This window comes from Parvibaculum sp. MBR-TMA-1.3b-4.2, from assembly GCF_053628815.1.
Map to the genome: position 1 here is coordinate 2,432,451 of NZ_JBRJHC010000001.1, position 23,475 is coordinate 2,455,925.

Annotated in this window: 19 protein-coding genes; 14 read left to right on the forward strand and 5 right to left on the reverse strand. The window is 62.3% G+C overall.

The annotated features are described in order from the left end of the window. Positions 1-97: 97 nt before the first annotated feature. Entirely contained in the window at positions 98-685 is a 588-nt protein-coding gene (locus tag ACSSVQ_RS11700; protein WP_454183260.1) for a PadR family transcriptional regulator, read from the reverse strand. 113 nt (positions 686-798) lie between these two features. Then, positions 799-1,410, reverse strand: coding sequence for a hypothetical protein (locus ACSSVQ_RS11705; RefSeq protein WP_454183262.1), 612 nt, complete (start codon positions 1,408-1,410; stop codon positions 799-801). Between the two features lie 428 nt (positions 1,411-1,838). Here ACSSVQ_RS11705 and mdh point away from each other — a divergent pair, with 428 nt between their 5' ends. The 8 genes from mdh to lpdA all read left to right on the forward strand — a co-directional run bounded on the left by mdh (position 1,839) and on the right by lpdA (position 12,615). Then, entirely contained in the window at positions 1,839-2,810 is a 972-nt protein-coding gene (gene mdh / locus ACSSVQ_RS11710; protein ID WP_454183264.1) for a malate dehydrogenase, read from the forward strand. A gap of 133 nt (positions 2,811-2,943) precedes the next feature. Next, complete coding sequence (locus ACSSVQ_RS11715; RefSeq protein WP_454183266.1) at positions 2,944-4,101, forward strand: MBL fold metallo-hydrolase; 1,158 nt, start codon at positions 2,944-2,946, stop codon at positions 4,099-4,101. Between the two features lie 237 nt (positions 4,102-4,338). Then, positions 4,339-5,535 carry an ADP-forming succinate--CoA ligase subunit beta gene (gene sucC / locus ACSSVQ_RS11720; RefSeq protein WP_339614206.1) on the forward strand — a complete coding sequence of 399 codons (1,197 nt, stop codon included), beginning with the start codon at positions 4,339-4,341 and terminating at the stop codon, positions 5,533-5,535. A gap of 3 nt (positions 5,536-5,538) precedes the next feature. Then, a complete protein-coding gene (gene sucD / locus ACSSVQ_RS11725) occupies positions 5,539-6,441 on the forward strand; it encodes a succinate--CoA ligase subunit alpha (protein WP_339614205.1) in 903 nt (300 codons plus the stop codon). Between the two features lie 248 nt (positions 6,442-6,689). Next, a complete protein-coding gene (locus tag ACSSVQ_RS11730; protein ID WP_339614204.1) occupies positions 6,690-9,635 on the forward strand; it encodes a 2-oxoglutarate dehydrogenase E1 component in 2,946 nt (981 codons plus the stop codon). Between the two features lie 57 nt (positions 9,636-9,692). After that, positions 9,693-11,006: a 2-oxoglutarate dehydrogenase complex dihydrolipoyllysine-residue succinyltransferase gene (gene odhB, locus ACSSVQ_RS11735; protein ID WP_454183269.1), complete on the forward strand. Its 1,314-nt coding sequence runs from the start codon at positions 9,693-9,695 to the stop codon at positions 11,004-11,006. Positions 11,007-11,017: 11 nt separating this feature from the next. Further along, positions 11,018-11,209, forward strand: a complete 192-nt coding sequence (locus ACSSVQ_RS11740; protein WP_293328147.1) for a hypothetical protein — start codon at positions 11,018-11,020, stop codon at positions 11,207-11,209. 2 nt (positions 11,210-11,211) lie between these two features. Beyond that, a complete protein-coding gene (lpdA, locus tag ACSSVQ_RS11745) occupies positions 11,212-12,615 on the forward strand; it encodes a dihydrolipoyl dehydrogenase (RefSeq protein WP_454183271.1) in 1,404 nt (467 codons plus the stop codon). A gap of 6 nt (positions 12,616-12,621) precedes the next feature. Here lpdA and ACSSVQ_RS11750 read toward each other — a convergent pair whose 3' ends face one another. The 3 genes from ACSSVQ_RS11750 to fsa are packed head-to-tail and all read right to left on the reverse strand — an operon-like array spanning position 12,622 to position 15,026. Continuing rightward, positions 12,622-13,620 (reverse strand): tyrosine recombinase XerC, encoded by a 999-nt coding sequence (locus ACSSVQ_RS11750; RefSeq protein WP_454183272.1) that lies wholly within the window; start codon positions 13,618-13,620, stop codon positions 12,622-12,624. After that, positions 13,593-14,327: a DUF484 family protein gene (locus tag ACSSVQ_RS11755; protein ID WP_454183274.1), complete on the reverse strand. Its 735-nt coding sequence runs from the start codon at positions 14,325-14,327 to the stop codon at positions 13,593-13,595. Before ACSSVQ_RS11755 ends, ACSSVQ_RS11750 begins: the two co-directional genes overlap by 28 nt. A 42-nt stretch (positions 14,328-14,369) precedes the next feature. Continuing rightward, complete coding sequence (gene fsa / locus ACSSVQ_RS11760) at positions 14,370-15,026, reverse strand: fructose-6-phosphate aldolase (protein ID WP_454183276.1); 657 nt, start codon at positions 15,024-15,026, stop codon at positions 14,370-14,372. 166 nt (positions 15,027-15,192) lie between these two features. On the opposite strand from fsa, the gene ACSSVQ_RS11765 reads away from it, so the two are divergent. From ACSSVQ_RS11765 to atpD, 6 genes are all read left to right on the forward strand, one after another. Beyond that, the gene (locus ACSSVQ_RS11765; RefSeq protein ID WP_454183278.1) at positions 15,193-17,379 is read left to right on the forward strand and encodes a primosomal protein N'; all 2,187 of its coding nucleotides are present in this window, start codon (positions 15,193-15,195) and stop codon (positions 17,377-17,379) included. A 168-nt stretch (positions 17,380-17,547) separates the two neighbouring features. After that, positions 17,548-18,360, forward strand: coding sequence for a class I SAM-dependent methyltransferase (locus ACSSVQ_RS11770; protein WP_454183280.1), 813 nt, complete (start codon positions 17,548-17,550; stop codon positions 18,358-18,360). 301 nt (positions 18,361-18,661) lie between these two features. Then, on the forward strand, positions 18,662-19,219 hold the full coding sequence (locus ACSSVQ_RS11775; RefSeq protein WP_293327216.1) for a F0F1 ATP synthase subunit delta: 558 nt from the start codon (positions 18,662-18,664) through the stop codon (positions 19,217-19,219). Next, on the forward strand, positions 19,219-20,748 hold the full coding sequence (atpA, locus tag ACSSVQ_RS11780; RefSeq protein ID WP_293327214.1) for a F0F1 ATP synthase subunit alpha: 1,530 nt from the start codon (positions 19,219-19,221) through the stop codon (positions 20,746-20,748). The genes ACSSVQ_RS11775 and atpA overlap by 1 nt, the downstream gene beginning before the upstream one ends. A gap of 38 nt (positions 20,749-20,786) precedes the next feature. Continuing rightward, on the forward strand, positions 20,787-21,680 hold the full coding sequence (locus tag ACSSVQ_RS11785; protein ID WP_293327212.1) for a F0F1 ATP synthase subunit gamma: 894 nt from the start codon (positions 20,787-20,789) through the stop codon (positions 21,678-21,680). A 353-nt stretch (positions 21,681-22,033) separates the two neighbouring features. Then, a complete protein-coding gene (gene atpD, locus ACSSVQ_RS11790) occupies positions 22,034-23,470 on the forward strand; it encodes a F0F1 ATP synthase subunit beta (RefSeq protein ID WP_454183282.1) in 1,437 nt (478 codons plus the stop codon). The last annotated feature ends 5 nt before the right edge of the window (positions 23,471-23,475 follow it).

The window sequence follows — 23,475 nt, forward strand, 5'->3', positions numbered from 1 at the left end:
GCCGGTTTCATTTCTTGCATGCCATCGTCACGCTCTCGCCGATGGAGATGGGAGCTTTCGACGGGGTCGCCAAGCGCCTCCTTTTGGCTTTGTCCGGTCAGCCGTTCTCGATGTCGCGCGCGGCGCGGTCGAGCGTTTCGGCGATGCGCTTGGCTTCGTCGCGGTCGATGGGGCCGCGTTCCCCGCGCATGTAGAGGACGTTGCGCAAATTCTCGATGGCGCGCTGGATTTCCGGCGCGGGCCGGTCGGCCTGTTCGGACGCGACTTCGCGCATCCGCGCTTTCACCGCCTCGGCGGCCGTGCGGTTTTCGGCGAGATAGGCTTCGCCCTCCGCCGTGATGGCGAATTGTTTGCGATTGCCGTCGCCTTCGGTCGCCGCGATCTGGCCCATCTCTTCCAGCAGGGTGAGGGTGGGGTAAATCACGCCCGGGCTCGGGGTATAGGCGCCGCCCGTTTCCTCTTCGATGGCCTTGATGATCTCATAGCCATGGCGCGGCTTTTCCGCGATGAGGCCGAGGATCAGGAAGCGCAGATCACCCTGTTCGAAAATCCGGCCCCGGCGCCGCCTGTGCCGTCGGTCCCAGCCGCGTCCGCCGCCCATTTCCTCGAAGCCCTCGAAGCCGTCGCCCGGGCCTCTTCCGTGCCGATGCCTGTGGGCATGGCCGAACATTTTTCTGTTACGCATTAGATATTCTCCGATACAGTTTAGATATATCGAAAAAGAAGATATGTTTAGATATATCTAAATTCAAGACCGAATTTACCCGGCGCAGCAAAACAGCGAAAAAAGGGGAGAAATCAGCGGCCGCCGACGCGCAGGCCGTATTCGTTCAGCGGCGTGTCGGCCTCCGCCACGCGCTTGCCGTCATAGCGAAGCTCATAGGAGAAGGACTGGCCGAAGCTCGCGGAGAGCATGCCGAAGGACAGCGACTGGTCCTCGGAGCGGGCGTCGCGGGCGATCTCCAGCGAGAACGCCCTGGCGGCGTCGCGGTTCACCGGCATGAAGCCCAGAAGCTGCGGGTCGAGATCCGCGGCGGAGGCGACCTGAACCGGCTCACCTTCATTGTCCTTGTCGGCGCCTTCCAGCAGCGCAATCACGCCATGAAAATCGTCCTGCGTGGCAATGGTGCCCGGCGTCTCGCAGAAATCGCGGGTGTCGTTGAGCAGGGATTCCAGGATGCGGCAGTCCTTGCCGGTCACTTCCGACAGCGCATGTTCGGTGAGGTCGCGGCCTGTAAAGACGGTGGAGACGAGGCCGGCGATGCTCCAGGCCTGTCCGATCGTGACCGCGCCGATCAGTGGCGCGGCGCAGCCGGAAAGCGTGACCGAGAGAGCGGCGATTGCGCCCAGCCGGAGCAGTTTCCTGCCGGATATCAGTGCTGAAAACCTGTTCTCGAATTGCCCGGCCATGTCACGCCCCCCACTTGCGTGATGTGGAGACCGCCCCCTGCGACCTCGAAACGGCCGCGGCCCGGCTGCCCGTTCGGGCGCTGGCCGCATTGCATCCAACCCGTTGAAACACGGCGTGTTTCAGCTTCAAAGGATGCGCCCCCACGCAGCCGAAAGTTTGCGCCCCATTTTGAGACAGAGTCAATCTGCGATCATGGATGTGGTTAATGGGCGGCAAGACGGCAACCTGTTCGTTCGGGGGACGGTGCTCATGTCCGCTGCAAGTATCGTTCCGTGCTCTTAATGTCCCGTAAAAGCGCGTTTTCTGCTTGATGCGTTGCGGAAAGGGCGGATTCAGGCTAGTAGGCTGCCAGAATTTCCCACTTAGACCGCCGGGCCCGTCCGTCTTCAGGACATTCCCTCCCGGCAGCATCTCCGGAGGCATCAACATGGCGCGTAACAAGATCGCTCTTATCGGCGGCGGCCAGATCGGTGGCACGCTCGCCCTTCTCTCGGGCCTGAAGGAACTTGGCGACGTCGTCGTGTTCGACATTGCGGAAGGCCTGCCCCAGGGCAAGGCGCTGGACCTGGCCGAAGCTTCGCCCGTCGAAGGGTTCGACGCGGCGATGTCCGGCACCAACAGCTATGAAGACATCAAGGACGCCGATGTGGTGATCGTCACTGCCGGCGTGCCGCGCAAGCCCGGCATGAGCCGCGACGATCTGCTCGGCATCAATCTGAAGGTGATGGAGCAGGTCGGTCAGGGCATCGCCAAGAATGCGCCGAACGCCTTTGTGATCTGCATCACCAACCCGCTCGACGCGATGGTCTGGGCGCTGCGCCAGTTCTCCGGCCTGCCGCACAACAAGGTCGTGGGCATGGCGGGCGTGCTCGACAGCGCGCGCTTCCGCTATTTCCTTGCCGAAGAGTTCAACGTCTCCGTGGAAGACGTGACGGCCTTCGTGCTGGGCGGCCATGGCGACACGATGGTGCCGCTGCCGCGCTACTCCACCGTTGCCGGTATCCCGCTTCCCGATCTCGTCAAGATGGGCTGGACCACGCAGGAGAAGCTCGACCAGATCATCCAGCGCACGCGCGACGGCGGCGCGGAGATCGTCGGTCTGCTGAAGACCGGCTCCGCCTTCTATGCGCCCGCCTCCTCCGCCATCTCGATGGCCGAGGCCTATCTGAAGGATAAGAAGCGCGTTGTGCCTTGCGCGGCCTATCTCGATGGCCAGTACGGCGTGAAGGACATGTATGTCGGTGTGCCGACCGTGATCGGCGAGGGCGGCATCGAGCGCATCGTCGAAATCGAAATGAATGCGGACGAAAAGGCCCAGTTCCAGAAGTCGGTCGACTCGGTTCAGGGGCTCGTGGATGCCTGCAAGAAGATCAATCCGGAAGTCGCCAAGGGCAAGTAAGCCCTTTCTGCGTTTCGGACGAACTCAGGGCGGCCCCCAAGGGCCGCCCTTTTTCTTTTGCTCTTGCCGTATCCTCTCTCCCGCCCTATTTTAATGATAGTCATTAATTCATGGCTTTTCGGGAGGATGCGGAATGGGGCGAAAGACCGGGATTGCGCTGGCGGGCCTCGCCGGGGTTGTCGTTCTTGCCGGGGGGCTTGCCTGGGCGGTTTTGTGGAACTCGACCGGGCTTCAGGACAGGATCATGAGCAGGGTCATAGGCTCGCGCTTGGCCGATACGAGCGTGGATGCGCTGCTGAGCGACGGGGCGCTGCATATCTATCTGTGCGGCACCGGATCGCCCATGCCGGATCCGAACCGTGCCAATGCCTGCGCCGCCATCATCGCAGGCGGACATATCGTCATCGTCGATACCGGGCCCGGTTCCTGGCGGAATATCGCCCGGGCGAGGCTCCCCGGGAAATACATCGATACGATCCTGCTGACCCATCTCCATTCCGACCATATCGGCGATCTCGGCGAATTCGCCGTGCAGAGCTGGATCGCAGGACGCGACGTGCCGCTCAACATATTCGGCCCCAGCGCGCTTCCGGCCCCTGCGCCCGATGCGGATTCCAGCGGGCATGAATTTGGCACTTCGGGCACGGCGGATGTCGTGAAGGGGTTCGCAGCGGTCTATGACGCGGATGATGCCTACCGCATCCTTCACCATGGCGCGGATCATCTGATCCCCAATGGCGCGGACATGGTTGCGCATGAAATCCCGACACCGGCCAAAGATGAACTCGTGACCGTCTTTGATGGCGACGGGCTGAAGATTTCGGCCTTCCTGGTCGATCATCACCCGGTCGAGCCGGCCTATGGCTACCGGATCGAATATAAGGGGCGGGTAGCCGTCCTGAGCGGCGATACGAAAAAAGTCGAGAGCGTCCAGCGCTTTGCAAAGAATGCCGACCTCCTGGTCCATGAAGGGCTCAATCACAGGATGGTCTCGCTCATCATCGACCAGTTGAGGGCGCGGGGAAATTCGCGGCTGGCTGACATGGCGCATGACACGCTCGACTACCATACCTCGCCGGTCGAAGCGGCCGAGACGGCCCATGCCGCCCATGTGAAGCTTTTGGTCTTCTCCCATGTGGTTCCGCCCCTGCCGAATGCGCTGGCAGAACATATGTTCCTGCGCGGGGTCTCCGCTGCGAGGGGGGATGGGGAGACGGAGATCGGCCATGACGGAATGCTGGTAACGCTCCCGGGCAATTCCAGTGCGATCGAGACGTCTTCCCTCTTCTAACGCAGCGTCTCTCCGCCTCGCGGTGGGGAGATGACTCCCCCGTCAGTTTTTATGCGGGTTTCCAGCGGATTTCCGGCTTCAAAAAGGCTGGAAATCCGCGTGCTTCCGGTTGCGCTGTCATATGCCGGTGCTATAAGTCAATGACAAAGCATTTCGTGAAGCCGGATTCATTGCTTCACGTGCAACCCACTCCCGGCGAGGGGTCCCTCCCGCCGGTCCAAGCTGGACAGGCTTTCCATGAACATTCACGAATATCAGGCCAAGGCCCTTCTGAAGGGGTACGGCGCGCCGGTCGCCGAGGGCGTGCCGATTTTCAAGGCTGAAGAAGCCAAGGCGGCGGCGGAGCAGCTTCCCGGTCCGCTCTATGTGGTCAAGAGCCAGATTCACGCCGGCGGCCGCGGCAAGGGCAAGTTCAAGGAACTCGGCCCGGACGCCAAGGGCGGCGTTCGTCTTGCCAAGACCGTCGACGAAGTCGTTGCCTTCGCCAATGAAATGCTCGGCCATACGCTGGTGACCAAGCAGACCGGCGAGGCCGGCAAGCAGGTCAACCGCCTCTATATCGAGGACGGTGCGGATATCGACCGCGAGCTTTACCTCTCCATCCTCGTTGATCGCACCGTTGGCCAGAATGCCTTCGTGGTGTCGACCGAGGGCGGCATGGACATCGAAGCCGTTGCCGAGGAAACGCCGGAGAAGATCCTCACCCTGCCGATCGATCCGACCGCCGGCGTGACCGACGCCGATGCGAAGAAGCTCTGCGAAGCGCTCAAGCTCGACGGCGAAGCGGCGGAAGACGGCAAGAAGCTCTTCCCGATCCTCTACAAGGCCTATGTCGAAAAGGACATGAGCCTTCTGGAGATCAACCCGCTCATCGTCATGACGAACGGACGCCTTCGCGTTCTCGACGCCAAGGTCTCCTTCGACGGCAATGCGCTGTTCCGTCATGACGACATCGTGGCGCTGCGCGACAAGTCCGAAGAGGACGAGAAGGAAATCGAGGCGTCGAAATACGACCTCGCCTATGTCGCACTCGACGGCAATATCGGCTGCATGGTCAACGGCGCCGGTCTTGCCATGGCGACGATGGACATCATCAAGCTCTACGGCGCCGAGCCTGCCAACTTCCTCGATGTCGGTGGCGGCGCCACCACGGAGAAGGTGACGGCGGCCTTCAAGATCATCACCGCGGACCCCGCGGTCGAAGGCATCCTCGTCAACATCTTCGGCGGCATCATGAAATGCGACGTCATCGCCGAGGGCGTGGTCGCGGCCGTCAAGGAAGTCGGGCTCAGGGTTCCCCTTGTCGTTCGGCTCGAAGGCACCAATGTCGAACTTGGCAAGAAAATCATCAATGAGAGCGGCCTCAACGTGATCGCCGCCGATGATCTCGACGACGCGGCGCAGAAGATCGTCGCCGCCGTGAAGGGAGCCTGATAGATGTCCATTCTGATCAACAAAGACACCAAGGTTCTCGTTCAGGGCCTGACCGGCAAGACCGGCACCTTCCACACCGAGCAGGCGCTGGCCTATCACGGCACCAAGATGGTCGGCGGTATTCATCCGAAGAAGGGTGGAGAGACCTGGGAAGGCGCGAACGGCGAGAAGCTGCCGATTTTCGCGACCGTCGCCGAGGGCAAAAAGGCCACCGGCGCCAACGCCTCCGTGGTCTATGTGCCGCCGGCGGGCGCAGGTGCTGCGATCATCGAGGCGATCGAGGCGGAAATCCCGCTCATCGTCTGCATCACCGAAGGCATTCCGGTGCAGGACATGGTCAAGGTGAAGGCGAGGCTCGACGCCTCCAATTCGCGTCTGATCGGTCCGAATTGCCCCGGCGTTCTGACGCCGGACGAGTGCAAGATCGGCATCATGCCGGGTTCGATCTTCAAGAAGGGCTCCGTCGGCATCCTGTCGCGGTCGGGCACGCTGACCTATGAGGCGGTCTTCCAGACCACCAATGAGGGTCTCGGCCAGTCGACCGCGGTCGGCATCGGCGGCGATCCGGTCAAGGGCACCGAATTCATCGACATGCTGGATATGTTCCTGGACGACCCGGAAACGGAATCCATCATCATGATCGGCGAGATCGGCGGTTCGGCCGAGGAAGACGCCTCTGCCTGGCTGATCGAACAGGCCAAGAAGGGCCGCAAGAAGCCGATGGCCGGTTTCATCGCGGGCCGTACCGCGCCTCCCGGACGCACCATGGGCCATGCCGGTGCCGTGATTTCCGGCGGCAAGGGCGGTGCCGAAGACAAGATCGCCGCCATGGAAGCGGCCGGCATCAAGGTCTCGCCCTCGCCGGCGCGCCTCGGCAAGACGCTGGTCGAGGTCCTCAAGGGCTGAGTTCTGCCGCAAGGCGGAGCCCGTCCGACGAATTAGGCGGCGGCGCTTCATGCGCCGCCGCCGCTCCCGACACCGACAAATATGTCTCTGTCGGGCATCGATCTCACGAGCTGTTGACCGAATAGGGGTCGTTATCAATGGCTTGTTCAGACTTCGCGTGTCACAATTTTAGGGTTAACGGACACGCAAAATGACTGCTTCTGGGGTGCGGGTTCTCCCCGTCCCCATGACAGAAACGGGCCCAGACCATGAGCAATGAAAGCGCCAGGGCGCGCTTGGAACGCACTTCCTTTCTCTACGGAACGAATGCCGGCTTCGTCGAGGAGCTCTATGCGCGTTACCTGAACGACCCGGCGTCGGTCGATGCGGAATGGAAACAGTTTTTCGACGAACTGGACGATGAGCGCGAGAACGTCCTGAAGGAAGTTCGCGGCGCCTCGTGGCAGCGCGACGACTGGCCTGTCTCCGCCAATGGCGAGCTGGTGAGCGCGCTGGACGGCAACTGGCCCGCCGCCGAACAGAAAAAGCTCGCCGAGAAAGTGGCCGCCCGCGCGCCCGCCGGCACGAGCGAGGAAAGTGTGCGCAAGGCCACGCTCGATTCCATCCGCGCCATCATGATGATCCGCGCCTATCGTATCCGCGGTCATCTGGACGCGAATGTCGATCCGCTGAACCTCAGGCCCCAGTCGCTGCATCCCGAATTGCAGCCCGAGACCTATGGTTTCGGTCCGGACGACATGGACCGGCCGATCTTCATCGACTACGTGCTGGGGCTGGAAACGGCGACCGTGCGCGAGATGCTCGACATTCTGCAGCGGACCTATTGCGGAACGCTGGCCGTCGAGTTCATGCATATCGTCGATCCGGAAGAAAAGGCCTGGATCCAGGAGCGCATCGAAGGTCCGGACAAGGAAGTCACCTTCACTGAAATGGGCCGGAGCGCGATCCTCGAAAAGCTGATCGAGGCGGAAGGCTTCGAACGCTTCTGTGCGGTGAAGTACACGGGCACCAAGCGTTTCGGTCTCGACGGTGCGGAGGCGATCATTCCCGCGCTCGAACAGGTCATCAAGCGCGGCGGCGCGCTGGGCGCGCGCGAGGTTGTGTTCGGCATGGCGCATCGCGGCCGTCTGAACGTGCTGACCGGCGTGATGTCGAAGCCCTATCGCGCGGTCTTCCACGAATTCAAGGGCGGGTCCTCGACGCCGGAAGATATCGACGGCTCGGGCGACGTGAAGTATCACCTCGGCGCCTCGTCGGATCGCGAGTTCGACGGCAACAAGGTGCATCTGTCGCTGACTGCCAACCCGTCGCATCTGGAAATCGTCGATCCGGTGGTGCTCGGCAAGGCACGCGCCAAGCAGGACCAGCTTTACGATCGCGACCGCACGACGGTGATCCCGCTGCTCATCCACGGCGACGCGGCCTTTGCGGGCCAGGGCGTGGTGGCGGAGTGCCTCGGACTTTCCGGCCTCAAGGGGCATCGCACCGGCGGCTCGATCCATATCATTATCAATAACCAGATCGGATTCACCACGAGCCCGATCAACAGCCGCTCATCGCCCTATCCGTCGGATGTGGCGAAGATGGTGGGCGCGCCGATCTTCCATGTGAACGGTGACGATCCGGAAGCGGTGGTGCATGCCGCCAAGATTGCGACCGAGTTCCGTCAGCGTTTCAACAAGCCCGTCGTCCTCGACATGTTCTGCTATCGCCGCTTCGGCCATAACGAAGGCGACGATCCGAGCATGACGCAGCCCTTGATGTACAAGAAGATCAAGGACCATCCGACGACCTATGAAATCTATTCCCGGCGTCTGGTCGAAGAAGGCCTGATGACCGAGGAAGAAGTCGATGAAAGGCGCAAGGCGTTCCGCGCCAAGCTCGACGAGGAATATGAAGCGGTCACCGGCTTCCGTCCCAACAAGGCGGACTGGCTGGACGGGCGCTGGTCGGGTCTCAGCAAGGCCGAGGGCGAAGCGCGGCGCGGCGACACCGCGGTGGATATCGAGACGCTCAAGCGTGTCGGCAAGCGCATCGCCTCCGTGCCGGACGATTTCCACATCCACAAGACCATTGGTCGTCTCTTCGATCACCGCAACAAGATGATCGAAACCGGCGAAGGGCTCGACTGGGGCATGGCCGAGCAGCTTGCCTATGGCACGCTGGTGGATGAGGGCATCAAGGTGCGTCTTGTCGGTCAGGACTCCGAGCGCGGCACTTTCGCGCATCGGCATTCGGTGCTGATCGATCAGGAGAACGAAGATCATTTCGTGCCGCTGAACAATATTTCCGAGAACCAGGCGGAGTATGAAGTCGTCAACTCCATGCTGTCGGAAAACGCGGTGCTGGGTTTCGAATATGGCTACAGCCTGGCCGAGCCCAATGCGCTTGTGCTTTGGGAAGCGCAGTTCGGCGATTTCGCCAATGGCGCGCAGGTGGTGATCGACCAGTTCATCTCGTCCGCCGAGCGCAAATGGCTGCGCATGTCGGGTCTGGTGATGCTTCTGCCGCATGGCTATGAAGGTCAGGGGCCGGAGCATTCCTCCGCGCGTCTGGAGCGTTATCTGCAAATGTGTGCGGAAGACAATATGCAGGTGGTGAACATCACCACGCCGATGAACTATTTCCATGCGCTGCGCCGTCAGGTGCACCGCAACTTCCGCAAGCCGCTCATCGTCATGACGCCGAAATCGCTCCTGCGTCACAAGCGCTGCATTTCGCGTCTCGAGGAATTCGGCCCCGGCTCGTCCTTCCATCGCGTGTTGTGGGACGATGCGGAGATGCTGCCGGATCAGAAGATCAAGCTGGTCTCCGACAAGGAAATCAAGCGCGTCGTGATGTGCACGGGAAAGGTCTATTACGACCTTTACGAAGAGCGCGAGCGGCGCGAGATCAACGATATCTACCTGTTGCGTGTGGAGCAGCTGTATCCGTTCCCGGCCAAGTCGCTGATTACGGAACTGTCGCGCTTCCCGCAGGCGGAAATCGTGTGGTGTCAGGAAGAGCCCAAGAATATGGGCTCCTGGACCTTCATGGAGCCGAACATCGAATGGGTGCTCGACCATGTTGGGGCGCGCTACCGGCGTGCGGAATATGCCGGACGTCCGGCATCCGCCTCCACGGCGAGCGGGCTCATGTCCAGACATAATCAGGAACTCAACCAGCTTCTGTCAGAAGCGCTCAAGATCGATTGATGCCGCCCGCCGCTTCTCTGGTTGAAGCGGAACCGGCCGTCCGAGAAAGGCAGTCAGATGTCGACCGAAATTCGCGTGCCCACGCTGGGCGAATCCGTCACCGAAGCCACCGTCGCCCAGTGGTACAAAAAGCCCGGCGACAGCGTGGAAGTGGATGAGCCGCTGGTCGAGCTGGAGACCGACAAGGTGAGCGTGGAAGTGCCCGCGCCGTCTGCGGGTGTGCTGTCCGAAATCAATGTGGCCGATGGCGAGACGGTGGAAGTCGGCGCGCTTCTCGGCATGCTGGGCGAGGCCGGTTCCGAGGCGAAGGCGCAGCCCAAGAAAGACGACAAGAAGGACGAGAAGAAAGAAGAACCGAAAAAGGCCGCCGCCAAGGAAGAGCCGAAGAAGGAAGAACCCAAAAAGGAGGCGCCCAAGAAGGAAGAGGCTGCTTCCGCCAAGGCCGATACGGGTGCGGATGCGCTGTCGCCGGCGGTTCGCCGCATCGTCGATGAAAACAATCTCGACGCCTCGGCGATTGAAGGCACCGGACCGGGCGGCCGCATCACCAAGGAAGATGCGATGCGCGCGGCCGAAGGCGGCGCCTCAAAGCAACCGGAAAAGAAGCCGGAAGCAAAGCAGGCGACAAAGCCTGCCGACGCATCTTCCGTGTCCGCGCCTGCCGATCAGAGCGTGCGCGAAGAGCGCGTGCGCATGACGCGGCTGCGGAAAACCATCGCCTCCCGCCTCAAGGAAGCGCAGAACACGGCGGCCATGCTCACCACCTTCAACGAGGTGGATATGACCGCGATCATGTCGCTCCGGAGCGCGCACAAGGATCTCTTCGAGAAGAAGCATGGCGTGCGGCTCGGTTTCATGGGCTTCTTCGCGAAGGCCTGCATCCATGCGCTGCAGGAAATTCCGGCCGTGAATGCCGAGATCGACGGCGACGACCTGATCTACAAGAACTACTACAATCTCGGCGTGGCGGTCGGCACCGAAAAGGGGCTTGTCGTGCCGGTGGTCCGCGATGCACAGGACCTGACCATTGCGGGTATCGAAAAGACGATCAACGATTTCGGACGCCGCGCGCGCGACGGTGATCTGAAGCTCGACGAGCTCCAGGGCGGCACCTTCACCATCTCCAATGGAGGCGTCTACGGTTCGCTCATGTCCACGCCGATCCTGAATGCGCCGCAGTCGGGCATTCTCGGCATGCACAAGATCCAGGAACGCCCGATGGTGGTGGATGGCGAGATCAAGATCCGTCCGATGATGTATCTGGCGCTTTCCTATGACCACCGGGTCGTGGACGGCAAGGAAGCGGTGACCTTCCTGGTGCGTGTGAAGGAAAGTCTGGAAGACCCGCAGCGCCTGCTGCTGGACCTTTAAGGGCGGAACGCATGATCCAGTTCACCGAGGTTTCTTCCGGCGAAGCCGTCTGGGTAAATCCGCAGATGGTCGCCTATGTGAAATCGGGTATCGGTGGACACACCGTCATCTGCTTTGCGGCGTCGGATGGCGGCGGAGATCTCAGCGGTATTTTCGTCAAGGAAGCGCCGGAAGAAGTGTGCAAGAAGCTTGAGAAGGAATGACCATGGCTGATGCGTATGATCTTGTCGTGATCGGTGCGGGCCCCGGCGGCTATGAATGCGCGATCAAGGCCGCGCAGCTCGGGCAGAAGGTCGGTGTGGTCGAAAAGCGCGACGCGCTGGGCGGCACCTGCCTCAATATCGGTTGCATTCCGTCCAAGGCGCTGTTGCATGCCTCCGAGCTTTTCGAGGAAGCCGGCCACAAGTTTGCCGATATGGGCATCAATGTCGGCACGCCGAAGCTCGACCTGAAAAAGATGCTCGCCTTCAAGGACGAGGCGATTGACGGCAATACCAAGGGCATCGAGTTCCTCTTCAAGAAGAACAAGATCGACTGGCTGAAGGGCGCGGGCAAGATCGTCGCGCCGGGCAAGGTCGAGGTTGCCGGCAAGGACGGCAAGCAGACGGTCGAGGCGAAGAACATCGTCATCGCGACCGGGTCCGACGTGGCGAAGCTGCCGGGTGTCGAGATCGACGAAAAGGGCGTGGTGTCGTCCACCGGCGCGCTTTCCTTCTCCAAGGTGCCGGGCAAGCTCGTCGTGATCGGCGGCGGTGTGATCGGCCTCGAACTCGGCTCCGTCTGGTCGCGTCTCGGCGCGGAGGTGACGGTCGTCGAATTCATGGATGCGATCCTGCCGGGCATGGATGGCGAGGTCTGCAAGACCTTCCAGCGGACGCTCAAGAAGCAGGGCTTCACCTTCAAGCTCGCCACCAAGGTGACGGGCGTGGCCAAGCAGCGTTCCGGCTACAAGGTGAGCGTGGAACCGGCGAAGGGCGGCGACGGCGAGACGCTCGATGCGGATGCCGTGCTCGTCTGTATCGGCCGTGTACCCTACACCGAAGGCCTCGGGCTTGAGGAAGCGGGCGTCGAGACCGATGAGCGCGGACGGGTCAAGGTCGACGGCCATTTCAAGACGAATGTCGACGGTATCTATGCCATCGGCGATGCGATCGCCGGACCGATGCTGGCGCATAAGGCGATGGATGAAGGCTCCGCGCTGGCGGAAATGCTCGCCGGCAAGAGCGGCCATGTGAATTACGACACCATTCCGGGCGTGGTCTATACCGCGCCGGAAGTGGCAAGCGTCGGCAAGACGGAAGAGCAGTTGAAGGCCGACGGCGTCGAATACAATGTCGGCAAGTTCCCCTTCACCGCGAACGGTCGCGCCAAGGCGAACAAGGTGACCGACGGTTTCGTGAAGATCATCGCCGACAAGAAGACCGACCGCGTGCTGGGCGTTCACATCATCGGCGCCAATGCAGGCGAGATGATCGCGGAAGCCGTGATCGCGATGGAGTTCGGCGGATCGTCGGAAGACATTGCGCGGACCTGTTTCGCGCATCCCACCATGTCGGAAGCGGTGAAGGAAGCCGCGCTTGCCGTCACCGGGTCGCCCATTCACATGTGAGGGGCGTCAGCCCTTCGCTCTGGGATGCGCCTTGTCGTAGATGTCGAGCAGGCGCTGGCTTTCCACTTCCGTGTAGATCTGCGTGGTGGAAAGGCTCGCATGGCCGAGCAGTTCCTGGATGGCGCGCAGATCGCCGCCTGCCGCCAGCAGATGCGTGGCAAAGGAGTGCCGCAGCGCATGCGGCGTCACGCTGTCGGGCAGGCCGAGCCGCAATCTCAAATTCTCGATCGAGGCGCGTACCTGCCGCTGGCCGAGTGCGCCGCCGCGTGTGCCGACGAAGAGCGGGTCTTCCGCGCTCAGCGCATGCGGGCAAAGGGCGAGATAGGTGTCTACCGCGTCGCGCGCGACGGGAAGCAGGGGCACGATGCGTTCCTTGTTGCCCTTGCCGGTGACGCGCAGCGTGCTCGCGAAGGGCACGTCGCCGCGTTTCAGCGACAGCGCCTCGGCGATGCGCAGGCCGCAGCCGTAAAGCAGGATCAGGATTGCCGTGTCGCGCGCGCCCTGCCAGGGCAGGCGTCCGGCATCCTGCGCTTCGTCGATCAGCGCGCGGGCATCGTTTTCGCTTAAGGGCTTGGGCAGCGAATGGGGCAGTTTCGGCCCCCGCATCGCCATGACAGGCGTATTGGTGAGGATGCCTGCGCGCTCCAGAAAGCGGAAAAGCGATTTCAGGCTTGAGAGCGTGCGGGCGAGGCTGCGTGGTTTCAGGCCTTCATCGCGGCGTTTCGTGAGAAAGGCGCGCAGGTCGCGTGTTTGCAGGTTTTCAAGCTCCGCCAGGCCGGGCGTGCCGCCCAGATGTTCACACAGGAATTCGAAGAAACGGGTCACGTCCCGATGGTAATTGGCCAGCGTGGCGGTGCTTGCGCGCCGTTCCGAGGCGAGATGCGCATACCAGCTGCGCAAGGCGCGCCGCGCGTCTTCGGACGCAGGGATCGCTCTGGCGGCATCGTCAGGGGAGAGGGCGGGTGTGGCGCCGCCGGTCAGGATTGCGGCGGCAGGTCGAGCCATTGGCGCACGCAGCGCTCCACGATGCGGGCGAGGAACTCAAGCAGGTCCGTACCCTGGTCGGGGTGAAACTGATCCGGGTTGAAGCCGCCAAGCGCGAGCAGGCCGGGCGGTGTTGCCGGCGAAAAGTCGAGGCGTACCAGCGCTTCGGAATGAACTTCCTCGGCGAGATGGCCGTAAAGGCTTCGGCTTCCGGTGACATTGCCCGCGAGACGGTGCATGCAGCCTTCGCCCAGAATGCGGTCCACGCCGTCGGTCTCCAGCACGCGGACGCCGCGAATGCCGATCCCGGCGACACCGTTCGTTGTTTCGATGCAGAGCGCGGCGGCGCGCACACCGAGCATGCGGGCAAGACCGTTCTCGTCGGTGACGAACTCGATCAGATGCTCGAAGCTTTTCGTGTCGAGCAGCGTCAGCGCAACCTGATGGACCTGGTCGCGGGCAAGGCTGTTCAGCGAGGAGGCTTCGATCAGCTCAGCCTGGATCTCGCGCAGTGTGCGGATCCGCTGCTGAAGCCGCGCGATCATGAAATGCTGCATGTCGAGGACGTTGCGCCCCGTCGACTGGGACGGCGGCACAAGGGTCTCGATCAGTTCGGGATCGTTGGCGAGAAGCTCGGGATGCTGACGCAGATAGGTCTTCACCTCGTCCACGTTCAGCGTCGAGGCGCCGATCAATTCCGCTTCTGGTTGGTCGCTGTATTGGCTCATGACGACAGCATCTCTCCACAACCCTACCGACAGGTTACCCGATCAAAGAATTTTTTGTCCCGTCTTTGCCCAATCGGCCAAAAACTGTTCAAGGCCCTTATCCGTAAGCGGGTGTGCCACAAGGCTTTTGAGCACTGCGGGGGGAACGGTCGCCACATCGGCACCGGCCAGGGCGGCGTCTTTCACATGGTTCGGATTGCGAATCGATGCCGCCAGAATCTCCGTCCCGAATTCGGGATAATTGTCGTAGATGGTGCGGATGTCCTGGATCAGTTCCATGCCGTCGAGATGCATATCGTCGAGGCGGCCGATAAAGGGCGAAATGAAGGTGGCGCCGGCCTTGGCGGCCAGCAGCGCCTGGTTGGCGGAGAAGCAGAGCGTCACATTGACCATATGGCCATCATCGGTCAGCGCCTTGCAGGCTTTCAGCCCGTCCCAGGTGAGCGGCACCTTCACCGCGATATTTTCGGCGATGGCGGCGAGCTTGCGGCCTTCCTCGATCATGGTCGGTGCGTCGAGCGCGGTGACTTCCGCGCTGACGGGGCCTTCCACCACGCCGCAGATTTCCGTCACCACGTCGATGAAATCGCGGCCCGATTTGGCGATCAGCGAGGGATTGGTCGTCACGCCGTCCAGAAGCCCGGTTTCGGAAAGTTCCCGAATGGCGTCGATATCGGCCGTATCCACAAAGAATTTCATCGTCTGATCCTGTTGGCGGAAGGTCTGCGAAAGGATTTCTGTTGTGCCGCGTTGGCCCTCCATGCGCAAGAGCGCGCGTTTGCCAAAGAGGTTAACGGAGGCGCCTTTTTTGTCATGTGTTGCTCTCCCTTGCCGCGACTCGCATTCGGCCCTACTGAATTGAGGCATGTCCGCTCCTTCGCATGAAGGGGCCCGCGCCGTCAGCGTGCTGATCCCGCTGGCGCTGCCCGGCCCTTATGATTACGACCTGCCGCCCGGCATGGCGGCGGAGGAGGGCAGCTTCGTGGTCGTGCCGCTTGGTCCCCGCGAGGTGCTGGGCGTGATATGGGGCGAGGCGAGCGGCGAGGTCGATGCAAAGCGGCTGAAGCCCGTGTCGGAGGTTATCGACGATGTGCCGCCCATGCCCGCCGTGCTGCGCCGTTTCATCGACTGGGTGGCGGGCTACACGCTCAATCCGCGCGGTTCGGTCCTCAGGCTGGCCATAAGGGCGCCCGGCGCGCTGGAACCGGCGCGAACCCGCATTGCCTATCAATTGACCGATCGGCGGCCCGCCCGCATGACGTCTGCGCGCGAGCGGGTGATCGCAACCGCTTCCGACGGGTTCCTGCGCACCGTCAGGGAGCTGGCGGAAGAAGCCGGCGTTTCGGACGGGGTGGTGCGCGGGCTTGTCGAGGCGGAGACGCTGGTGCCGGTGGAGCTGCCGGCGGATGCCCCCTTCGAGGATCCCGACCCGGATGCGGAAGGTCTCGAGCTGTCGCCGGAACAGGCCGAGGCGGCAAATTGTCTCGTCACGCGCGTCCGGGAGGGCCGGTTCGCGCCGCTGCTGCTCGACGGGGTGACGGGCTCGGGCAAGACGGAAGTCTATTTCGAGGCCGTGGCGGAGGTGTTGCGGCAGGGCCGTCAGGCGCTTGTGCTGGTGCCCGAAATCGCGCTCACCTCGCAATTCCTCGACCGGTTCGAGCGGCGCTTCGGCTGCCGCCCGGCGGAATGGCATTCGGAACTTTCCACCCGCGAGCGCCGCCGGGTCTGGCGCGGTGTGGCGGAGGGGCGCGTGAAGGCGGTGATCGGCGCGCGCTCGGCGCTTTTTCTGCCTTTTCCCGATCTCGGCCTCATCGTGATCGATGAAGAGCATGAAAGCGCCTTCAAGCAGGAAGAAGGCGTGACCTATCACGCCCGCGACATGGGCGTCGTGCGCGGTTCGCTGGGCAGCTTCCCGGTGATCCTCAGTTCCGCCACGCCGTCGCTGGAAAGCGCCGTCAATGCCGAGCAGGGCCGGTATGAGAGGCTGGTGCTGACGGGGCGGCATGGCGATGCGCAATTGCCGCGAATCGACGCCGTCGATATGCGCACCCATCCGCCGGAGCGGGGCCGCTGGCTCTCGCCGGTGCTGGTGAAGGAAATGGTCGCGACGCTCGAAGCGGGCGAGCAGTCCATGCTGTTCCTCAATCGCCGGGGCTATGCGCCGCTGACACTCTGCCGGACCTGCGGTCATCGCATCCAGTGTCCGGATTGTTCGGCCTGGCTCGTCGAACACCGGTTCCGGCGCGAGTTGCGCTGTCATCATTGCGGCTATACGGCGCCGGTGCCGAAGGCCTGTCCGTCCTGCGGGGCGGAAGATGCGCTCGTCGCCTGCGGGCCGGGCGTGGAGCGTATCGCGGAAGAGGTGGCCGAGCGCTTTCCGGAAGCGAGTGTCGCGCTCGTTTCGAGCGACAATCTGCGCGGCCCGCAAAGTCATGTGGATGTGTTTTCCGCCATCGAGGACCGCGAGATCGATATCGTTATCGGCACGCAGGTCATGGCGAAGGGACATCATTTTCCCTGGCTGACGCTGGTGGGCGTGGTCGATGCCGATCTGGGGCTCGAAAACGGCGATCTGCGCGCGGGCGAACGCACCTTCCAGCTTCTCCAGCAGGTGGCGGGGCGCGCGGGCCGCGCGGAGCGGCCGGGCCGCGTTCTCCTCCAGTCCTATATGCCCGAGCATGGCGTGATGCGGGCGCTTGTGTCCGGCGACCGGGACGCGTTTCTCGAGCGCGAAGCGGAGATGCGCGAACGTATGGAGCTGCCGCCTTATGGACGGCTGGTCGGGGTGGTCGTGTCTTCGACCGATGGCGGGCTTGCCCAGCGTGTGGCGCGCGAGATGGCGCGGCGCGTGCCTGCCGCCGATCATGTTTCCGTGCTGGGCCCCGCGCCCGCGCCGATTGCCTTGCTCCGGGGGCGGACGAGGCTGCGTTTCCTCGTGAAGGCGGGCCGCAACGTCAATGTGCAGGCTTACATGAATGCCTGGCTTGCCGATTTCAAAGTGCCCAATGCTGCGCGCGTCAGCATCGATATCGATCCCTACAGCTTTTTGTGAGCGGGCGGCAGGTGGGCCGGACGCCGTTCCGTTAAGAAGTTGGAAATCATGTTCCCGAACAATGCGGCGAGAGGTGGCGGCCGTTCGGGTCATGCGTCGGGTGGAAACCGCGTGGCCGGAAAACGGCGTGCCGCATGACTGAATTTCGGGCAAGCGGGGCACTCCATCATGAGCATTCAGGAGATCAACAGGCTGGCGGCCGAAAGGGTGCCGGACATCTCGGTTCGGGTGGAAGAAGATTTCCATCGTCATGACGTTATCCGCTCGCTCGAGGGCGGCGACAATATCGGTATCGAGCTGGGTGTCGCCGGTGGGGTGTTTTCCAGACGCATGGTCGAGAGCGGCAAGTTCAAGGCCTTTTACGGTGTTGATCTGTATGCCGACCATCATGATACGGCCGAATATGTTCATGCGCTGAAGCATGTCGGGATTGCGGAGAACTACAAGCTGCTGCGTATGTCGTTCGACGATGCGCTGGCGCTGTTCGACGACGATTATTTCGACTTCATCTATTTCGATGGTTACGCCCATACCGGCGAAGAGGGCGGCAAGTCCTTTGTCGACTGGTTCCAGAAGGTGAAGGTCGGCGGCGTCGTGGCGGGCGACGACTATGATGACGACTGGCCGCTGGTGAAATGGGCGGTCAACAGCTTTGCAAACGAGCTGGGCGTCCAGTTGCATGTGACCGGACGCACCGAGACGACCAACCAGTCACGCTATCCTTCCTGGTTCTTCACCAAGGAGCGGGATTTCGACTTCAAGCGGCCGCTCAGCGAGGAGCTTCTTTCGCTCGGGCAGAAGGCGAAAGAGGAACGCAAGCGCCTGCCGTCCCCGCCGCCCGTGCAGCGCTCCCAGATCACGCTGTCGCCCGAACAGATTCTCCAGATTTGCGACAAGCTCTGCGCCCAGGATCCGTCGAAGGCGCGTGAGATCATGGCCATTGCCAAGCGTCATGCGAAGGCCCTGAGACGATCGGCGTAAGGGCCACCGCGCTCCGGTTGCTTGCCACGTCCCTCCCGACATGCATTGATGGGCAGCTTTCCCCTGCGGAAGGCCTGCTCCTGCATGGCTGAACGTGCTTCCAATTGTCCCGTATGGGCCCTATTCGGTCCGGCTCTTGTTGCACCTGCGCGGAGCTTGTGTTACCTAACGCCCGGCCTCGGGGGCACCGGGTTGCCAGCGGTCTTACTTGGCCGAATTTTTCGAGTTATTTCAATAGCTTGGTTCGCATCTGAAAATTTCGCGTGCCAGCTTCCATGACAAAGACAGGCGAGCGCCGGACGTGTCATCTGAACAACCCGTAACTGGTGTGGCTGGGCGCTATGCGACCGCCCTTTTCGAACTGGCTGAAAGCGAGGGATCGCTTGACGCCGTGGCCAATGATCTGGCCTCGATCGGTCGAATGCTGGACGAGAGCGAAGACCTGCGCCGGCTTGTGCGCAGTCCCGTTTTCGGCGCCGACCTTCAGGGCAAGGCCATTGCCGCCGTGCTGGAAAAGGCCGGGATTGCCGGTCTGACCGCGCAGTTCATCGGTCTTGTCGTCAAGAATCGCAGGCTTTTCGCGCTGCCGGGCATGATGTCGGCGTTTCGCCAGCTGCTCGCGGTCAAGCGCGGCGAGATCACTGCCAGCGTGGTTTCCGCCCACGCGCTTTCCGATGCCCAGGTCGACGGGCTCAAAACCGCGCTCAAATCGGCTACCGGGCGCGACGTGAATATCGATACCACCGTTGATGAATCGCTGCTTGGCGGTCTCATCGTCAAGGTCGGCAGCCGGATGATCGATTCCTCGCTGCGGACCAAACTCAATTCTCTTAAGATTGCCATGAAAGAGGCTTCCTGATGGACATTCAGGCTGCGGAGATCTCCGCGATCCTCAAACAGCAGATCAAGGATTTCGGCGCCGAGGCGCAGGTTTCCGAGGTCGGCCAGGTTCTTTCCGTCGGTGACGGTATCGCCCGCGTTTACGGCCTCGACAATGTCGAAGCCGGTGAAATGGTCGAGTTCCCGGGCGGTATCCGGGGCATGGCGCTCAACCTTGAAGACGACAATGTCGGCGTCGTGATTTTCGGTTCCGACCGAAGGATCAAGGAAGGCGACACGGTCAAGCGCACGGGCGCCATTGTGGACGTTCCCGTCGGCAAGGGCCTGCTGGGCCGCGTCGTGGACCCGCTTGGCAATCCGATCGACGGCAAGGGCCCGATCGAGAGCACCGAACGCCGCCGCGTGGACGTGAAGGCGCCGGGCATCATCCCCCGTAAATCGGTGCATGAGCCGATGCAGACGGGCCTCAAGGCGATCGATGCGCTGATCCCGATCGGCCGCGGTCAGCGCGAGCTGATCATTGGCGACCGCCAGACCGGCAAGACCGCCATCGCCATCGACGCGATCCTCAACCAGAAGCCGCTGAACCAGGGCGACGACGAGAGCCAGAAGCTCTATTGCGTCTATGTCGCCATCGGTCAGAAGCGGTCCACGGTTGCGCAGATCGTGAAGACGCTGGAAGAAAACGGCGCGCTCGAATATTCGATCGTCGTCGCTGCGACGGCGTCCGAGCCGGCCCCGCTGCAGTTCCTGGCACCGTTTGCCGGCTGCGCCATGGCCGAGTTCTTCCGCGATAACGGCATGCATGCCCTGACGATCTATGACGATCTGTCCAAGCAGGCCGTCGCCTATCGTCAGATGTCGCTGCTGCTTCGTCGTCCGCCGGGACGTGAAGCCTATCCGGGCGACGTGTTCTTCCTGCATTCGCGTCTGCTGGAACGCGCTGCGAAGCTCAATGAGGACCATGGTTCGGGTTCCATGACGGCGCTGCCGATCATCGAAACCCAGGCCAACGACGTGTCCGCCTACATTCCGACCAACGTGATTTCGATCACGGACGGTCAGATCTTCCTGGAAACGGACCTGTTCTATCAGGGCGTTCGTCCGGCGGTGAATGTGGGTCTGTCGGTGAGCCGCGTGGGTTCCTCCGCCCAGATCAAGGCGATGAAGCAGGTCGCGGGCAAGATCAAGGGCGAGCTCGCCCAGTACCGCGAAATGGCTGCCTTCGCGCAGTTCGGTTCCGACCTCGATGCCGCGACACAGCGCTTGCTGAACCGCGGCTCGCGTCTGACCGAACTTCTGAAGCAGGGTCAGTTCTCGCCGCTCAAGGTCGAAGAGCAGGTTGTCGTGATCTATGCCGGTGTGAACGGCTATCTCGACAAGCTGGCCGTCGCCGAAGTCGGTCGCTTCGAGCAAGAGCTGCTGCGCAGCTTCCGCTCCAAGCATGCCGATATTCTCGAGACCATCCGGACCGAAAAGCAGCTTTCTTCCGATACGGAAGCGAAGCTTCAGAGCGCGGTCGAGGCTTTCGCCAACGCGTTTGCCTGATCGGCGGAATGGAAGAAGCAGTCACGGGATAGCGCCGAATGGCAAGCCTGAAGGAACTTAGAAACCGGATCTCCAGCGTCCAGTCGACGCAGAAGATCACCAAGGCGATGCAGATGGTCGCCGCCGCGAAGCTGCGCCGTGCGCAGGAAGCGGCCGAGGCTGCGCGTCCCTATGCGGAGCGCATGGACCGCGTGATGGCCAACCTCGCCGCCGGTATGAAGGATCGGGACGATGCGCCCGAGCTTTTGGTCGGCAATGGCAAGGACCAGGTTCATCTGCTGGTCGTCGCAACGGCCGAACGCGGCCTGTGCGGCGGTTTCAACGCCTCCATCGTGCGTCTGGCGCGCGAACGCATCGGCAAGCTGCTCGGCGAAGGCAAGGTCGTGAAGATCCTGTGCGTCGGCCGGAAGGGCCGGGATGCGCTGAGGCGGCTTTACGGCGAGTACATTATCGACACGATCGAGTTTTCCGGTGTGCGCAAGTTCGGGTTCGAACATGCCGATCAGGTCGGGCAGCGCGTGATCGACATGTTCGAGAATGGCGAGTTCGATGTCTGCACGCTGTTCTATTCCCGCTTCCAGAACGTCGTGACGCAGATCCCGACGACGCAGTCGCTGATCCCCGCCTCGGTGGACGGTGCGGAGCCCGAAGAGGAAATCGTGGCGCGTCTCGGCGGTGCGATCTACGAATACGAGCCGGACGAAACGGAGATCCTGAAGGATCTGCTGCCGCGCAATCTGTCGGTCCAGGTTTTCCGGGCACTGCTCGAAAACGGCGCCAGCGAAGAAGGCGCGCGTATGACCGCGATGGACAATGCGACGCGCAATGCGGGCGAGATGATCGACAAGCTGACGATCACCTACAACCGTACGCGCCAGGCGCAGATCACGAAGGAACTGATCGAAATTATTTCCGGTGCGGAAGCGCTCTAAAGGGCGGTGCCGGAAACGAGAAGGGCGAAAATGCCCCGTGAGGATATGAGGGCCGGAAGGCCGGATGATTCCGAAGGGGTACGATGCCCGAGTTAGGTAACAGGCAAGGCTGGCGAAGCCGGCTGCTTGCGAATGTAAGAAGGCTTCTGGCGCGTATCCTTCCGGGGAGTGCGTCCGGGCCGAAGGCGCTACCGGCGCCTGCCAGGCAGGAAGACGCTCCGATTGCGGGCGCCACTGCGACGGAGCAGGCGAAAACGGTCGCGGAAGCAATGGATGCGGTTCCGGCCGCGCCGGATGACGATAACGGGGAAGCGGTTGAGCGCTTTCCGGCATGCGAAGCAGGGATAGACAGTATGAGCAATGTTGTCGGCAAGATCAGTCAGGTGATTGGCGCCGTCGTGGACGTCGAATTCGACGATCACCTGCCGGCCATCATGAACGCGCTGGAGACCGATAATAACGGTACCCGTCTGGTGCTCGAAGTGGCTCAGCATCTGGGTGAAAACACGGTGCGCACGATCGCCATGGACTCGACCGAAGGGCTTACCCGCGGTCAGGAAGTGAACGATACGGGCCACTCGATCCAGGTGCCGGTCGGCGAAGCGACGCTCGGGCGCATCATGAATGTGATCGGCGAGCCGGTGGACGAAGCCGGTCCCATCGAAGGCGAAGCTCTGCGCGAGATTCATCAGGAAGCCCCTGAATTCGTCGAGCAGTCCACGGAAGCCGAGATGCTGGTCACCGGCATCAAGGTGGTGGACCTTCTCGCCCCTTACGCTCGTGGCGGTAAGATCGGCCTGTTCGGCGGCGCCGGCGTGGGCAAGACGGTGCTCATTCAGGAACTCATCAACAACATCGCGAAGGCGCATGGCGGTTATTCCGTGTTCGCCGGCGTGGGCGAGCGCACGCGCGAGGGCAACGATCTCTATTACGAAATGATCGAGTCCGGCGTGAACACGGATCCCAAGGAGAACAACGGTTCGACCGCGGGTTCCAAATGTGCGCTGATCTACGGCCAGATGAACGAGCCGCCCGGAGCGCGTGCCCGTGTGGCGCTGTCGGGTCTGACGGTCGCCGAGCATTTCCGCGACCAGGGCCAGGACGTGCTCTTCTTCGTGGACAACATCTTCCGCTTCACCCAGGCGGGTTCCGAGGTGTCGGCGCTTCTTGGCCGTATCCCCTCCGCCGTGGGTTATCAGCCGACGCTCGCCACCGATATGGGCCAGCTGCAGGAGCGTATTACGACGACCACCAAGGGTTCGATCACCTCGGTGCAGGCCATTTACGTGCCCGCCGACGACTTGACCGACCCGGCGCCTGCCACGTCGTTTGCCCATCTGGATGCGACGACGGTGCTTAACCGCGCCATCTCGGAAAAGGGCATCTATCCGGCCGTGGATCCGCTCGACTCGACCTCGCGTATTCTCGAGCCGCGCGTTGTCGGCGACGAGCATTACGACACGGCCCGCCGCGTGCAGGAAATCCTGCAGCGCTACAAGGGCCTGCAGGACATCATCGCCATTCTCGGCATGGATGAACTGTCGGAAGAAGACAAGCTCGTCGTGGCGCGCGCGCGTAAGATCGAGCGCTTCCTCAGCCAGCCCTTCCATGTGGCCGAAGTGTTCACCGGTTCGCCCGGCGTGCTCGTGGACCTGAAGGACACGATCAAGGGCTTCAAGGGCCTGTGCGAAGGCGAATACGACCATCTGCCGGAGGCGGCTTTCTACATGGTCGGCACCATCGAAGACGCCGTGGCCAAGGCCGAGCGTCTGGCCAAGGAAGCGGCCTAATCCGC

Excerpts from the sequence above, each read along its gene's own strand:
- ACSSVQ_RS11700 (WP_454183260.1), bottom strand. The coding sequence starts at position 685 with ATGCGTAACAGAAAAATGTTCGGCCATGCCCACAGGCATCGGCACGGA.
- ACSSVQ_RS11705 (WP_454183262.1), bottom strand. The coding sequence starts at position 1,410 with ATGGCCGGGCAATTCGAGAACAGGTTTTCAGCACTGATATCCGGCAGG.
- mdh (WP_454183264.1), top strand. The coding sequence starts at position 1,839 with ATGGCGCGTAACAAGATCGCTCTTATCGGCGGCGGCCAGATCGGTGGC.
- ACSSVQ_RS11715 (WP_454183266.1), top strand. The coding sequence starts at position 2,944 with ATGGGGCGAAAGACCGGGATTGCGCTGGCGGGCCTCGCCGGGGTTGTC.
- sucC (WP_339614206.1), top strand. The coding sequence starts at position 4,339 with ATGAACATTCACGAATATCAGGCCAAGGCCCTTCTGAAGGGGTACGGC.
- sucD (WP_339614205.1), top strand. The coding sequence starts at position 5,539 with ATGTCCATTCTGATCAACAAAGACACCAAGGTTCTCGTTCAGGGCCTG.
- ACSSVQ_RS11730 (WP_339614204.1), top strand. The coding sequence starts at position 6,690 with ATGAGCAATGAAAGCGCCAGGGCGCGCTTGGAACGCACTTCCTTTCTC.
- odhB (WP_454183269.1), top strand. The coding sequence starts at position 9,693 with ATGTCGACCGAAATTCGCGTGCCCACGCTGGGCGAATCCGTCACCGAA.
- ACSSVQ_RS11740 (WP_293328147.1), top strand. The coding sequence starts at position 11,018 with ATGATCCAGTTCACCGAGGTTTCTTCCGGCGAAGCCGTCTGGGTAAAT.
- lpdA (WP_454183271.1), top strand. The coding sequence starts at position 11,212 with ATGGCTGATGCGTATGATCTTGTCGTGATCGGTGCGGGCCCCGGCGGC.
- ACSSVQ_RS11750 (WP_454183272.1), bottom strand. The coding sequence starts at position 13,620 with ATGGCTCGACCTGCCGCCGCAATCCTGACCGGCGGCGCCACACCCGCC.
- ACSSVQ_RS11755 (WP_454183274.1), bottom strand. The coding sequence starts at position 14,327 with ATGAGCCAATACAGCGACCAACCAGAAGCGGAATTGATCGGCGCCTCG.
- fsa (WP_454183276.1), bottom strand. The coding sequence starts at position 15,026 with ATGAAATTCTTTGTGGATACGGCCGATATCGACGCCATTCGGGAACTT.
- ACSSVQ_RS11765 (WP_454183278.1), top strand. The coding sequence starts at position 15,193 with ATGTCCGCTCCTTCGCATGAAGGGGCCCGCGCCGTCAGCGTGCTGATC.
- ACSSVQ_RS11770 (WP_454183280.1), top strand. The coding sequence starts at position 17,548 with ATGAGCATTCAGGAGATCAACAGGCTGGCGGCCGAAAGGGTGCCGGAC.
- atpA (WP_293327214.1), top strand. The coding sequence starts at position 19,219 with ATGGACATTCAGGCTGCGGAGATCTCCGCGATCCTCAAACAGCAGATC.
- ACSSVQ_RS11785 (WP_293327212.1), top strand. The coding sequence starts at position 20,787 with ATGGCAAGCCTGAAGGAACTTAGAAACCGGATCTCCAGCGTCCAGTCG.
- atpD (WP_454183282.1), top strand. The coding sequence starts at position 22,034 with ATGAGCAATGTTGTCGGCAAGATCAGTCAGGTGATTGGCGCCGTCGTG.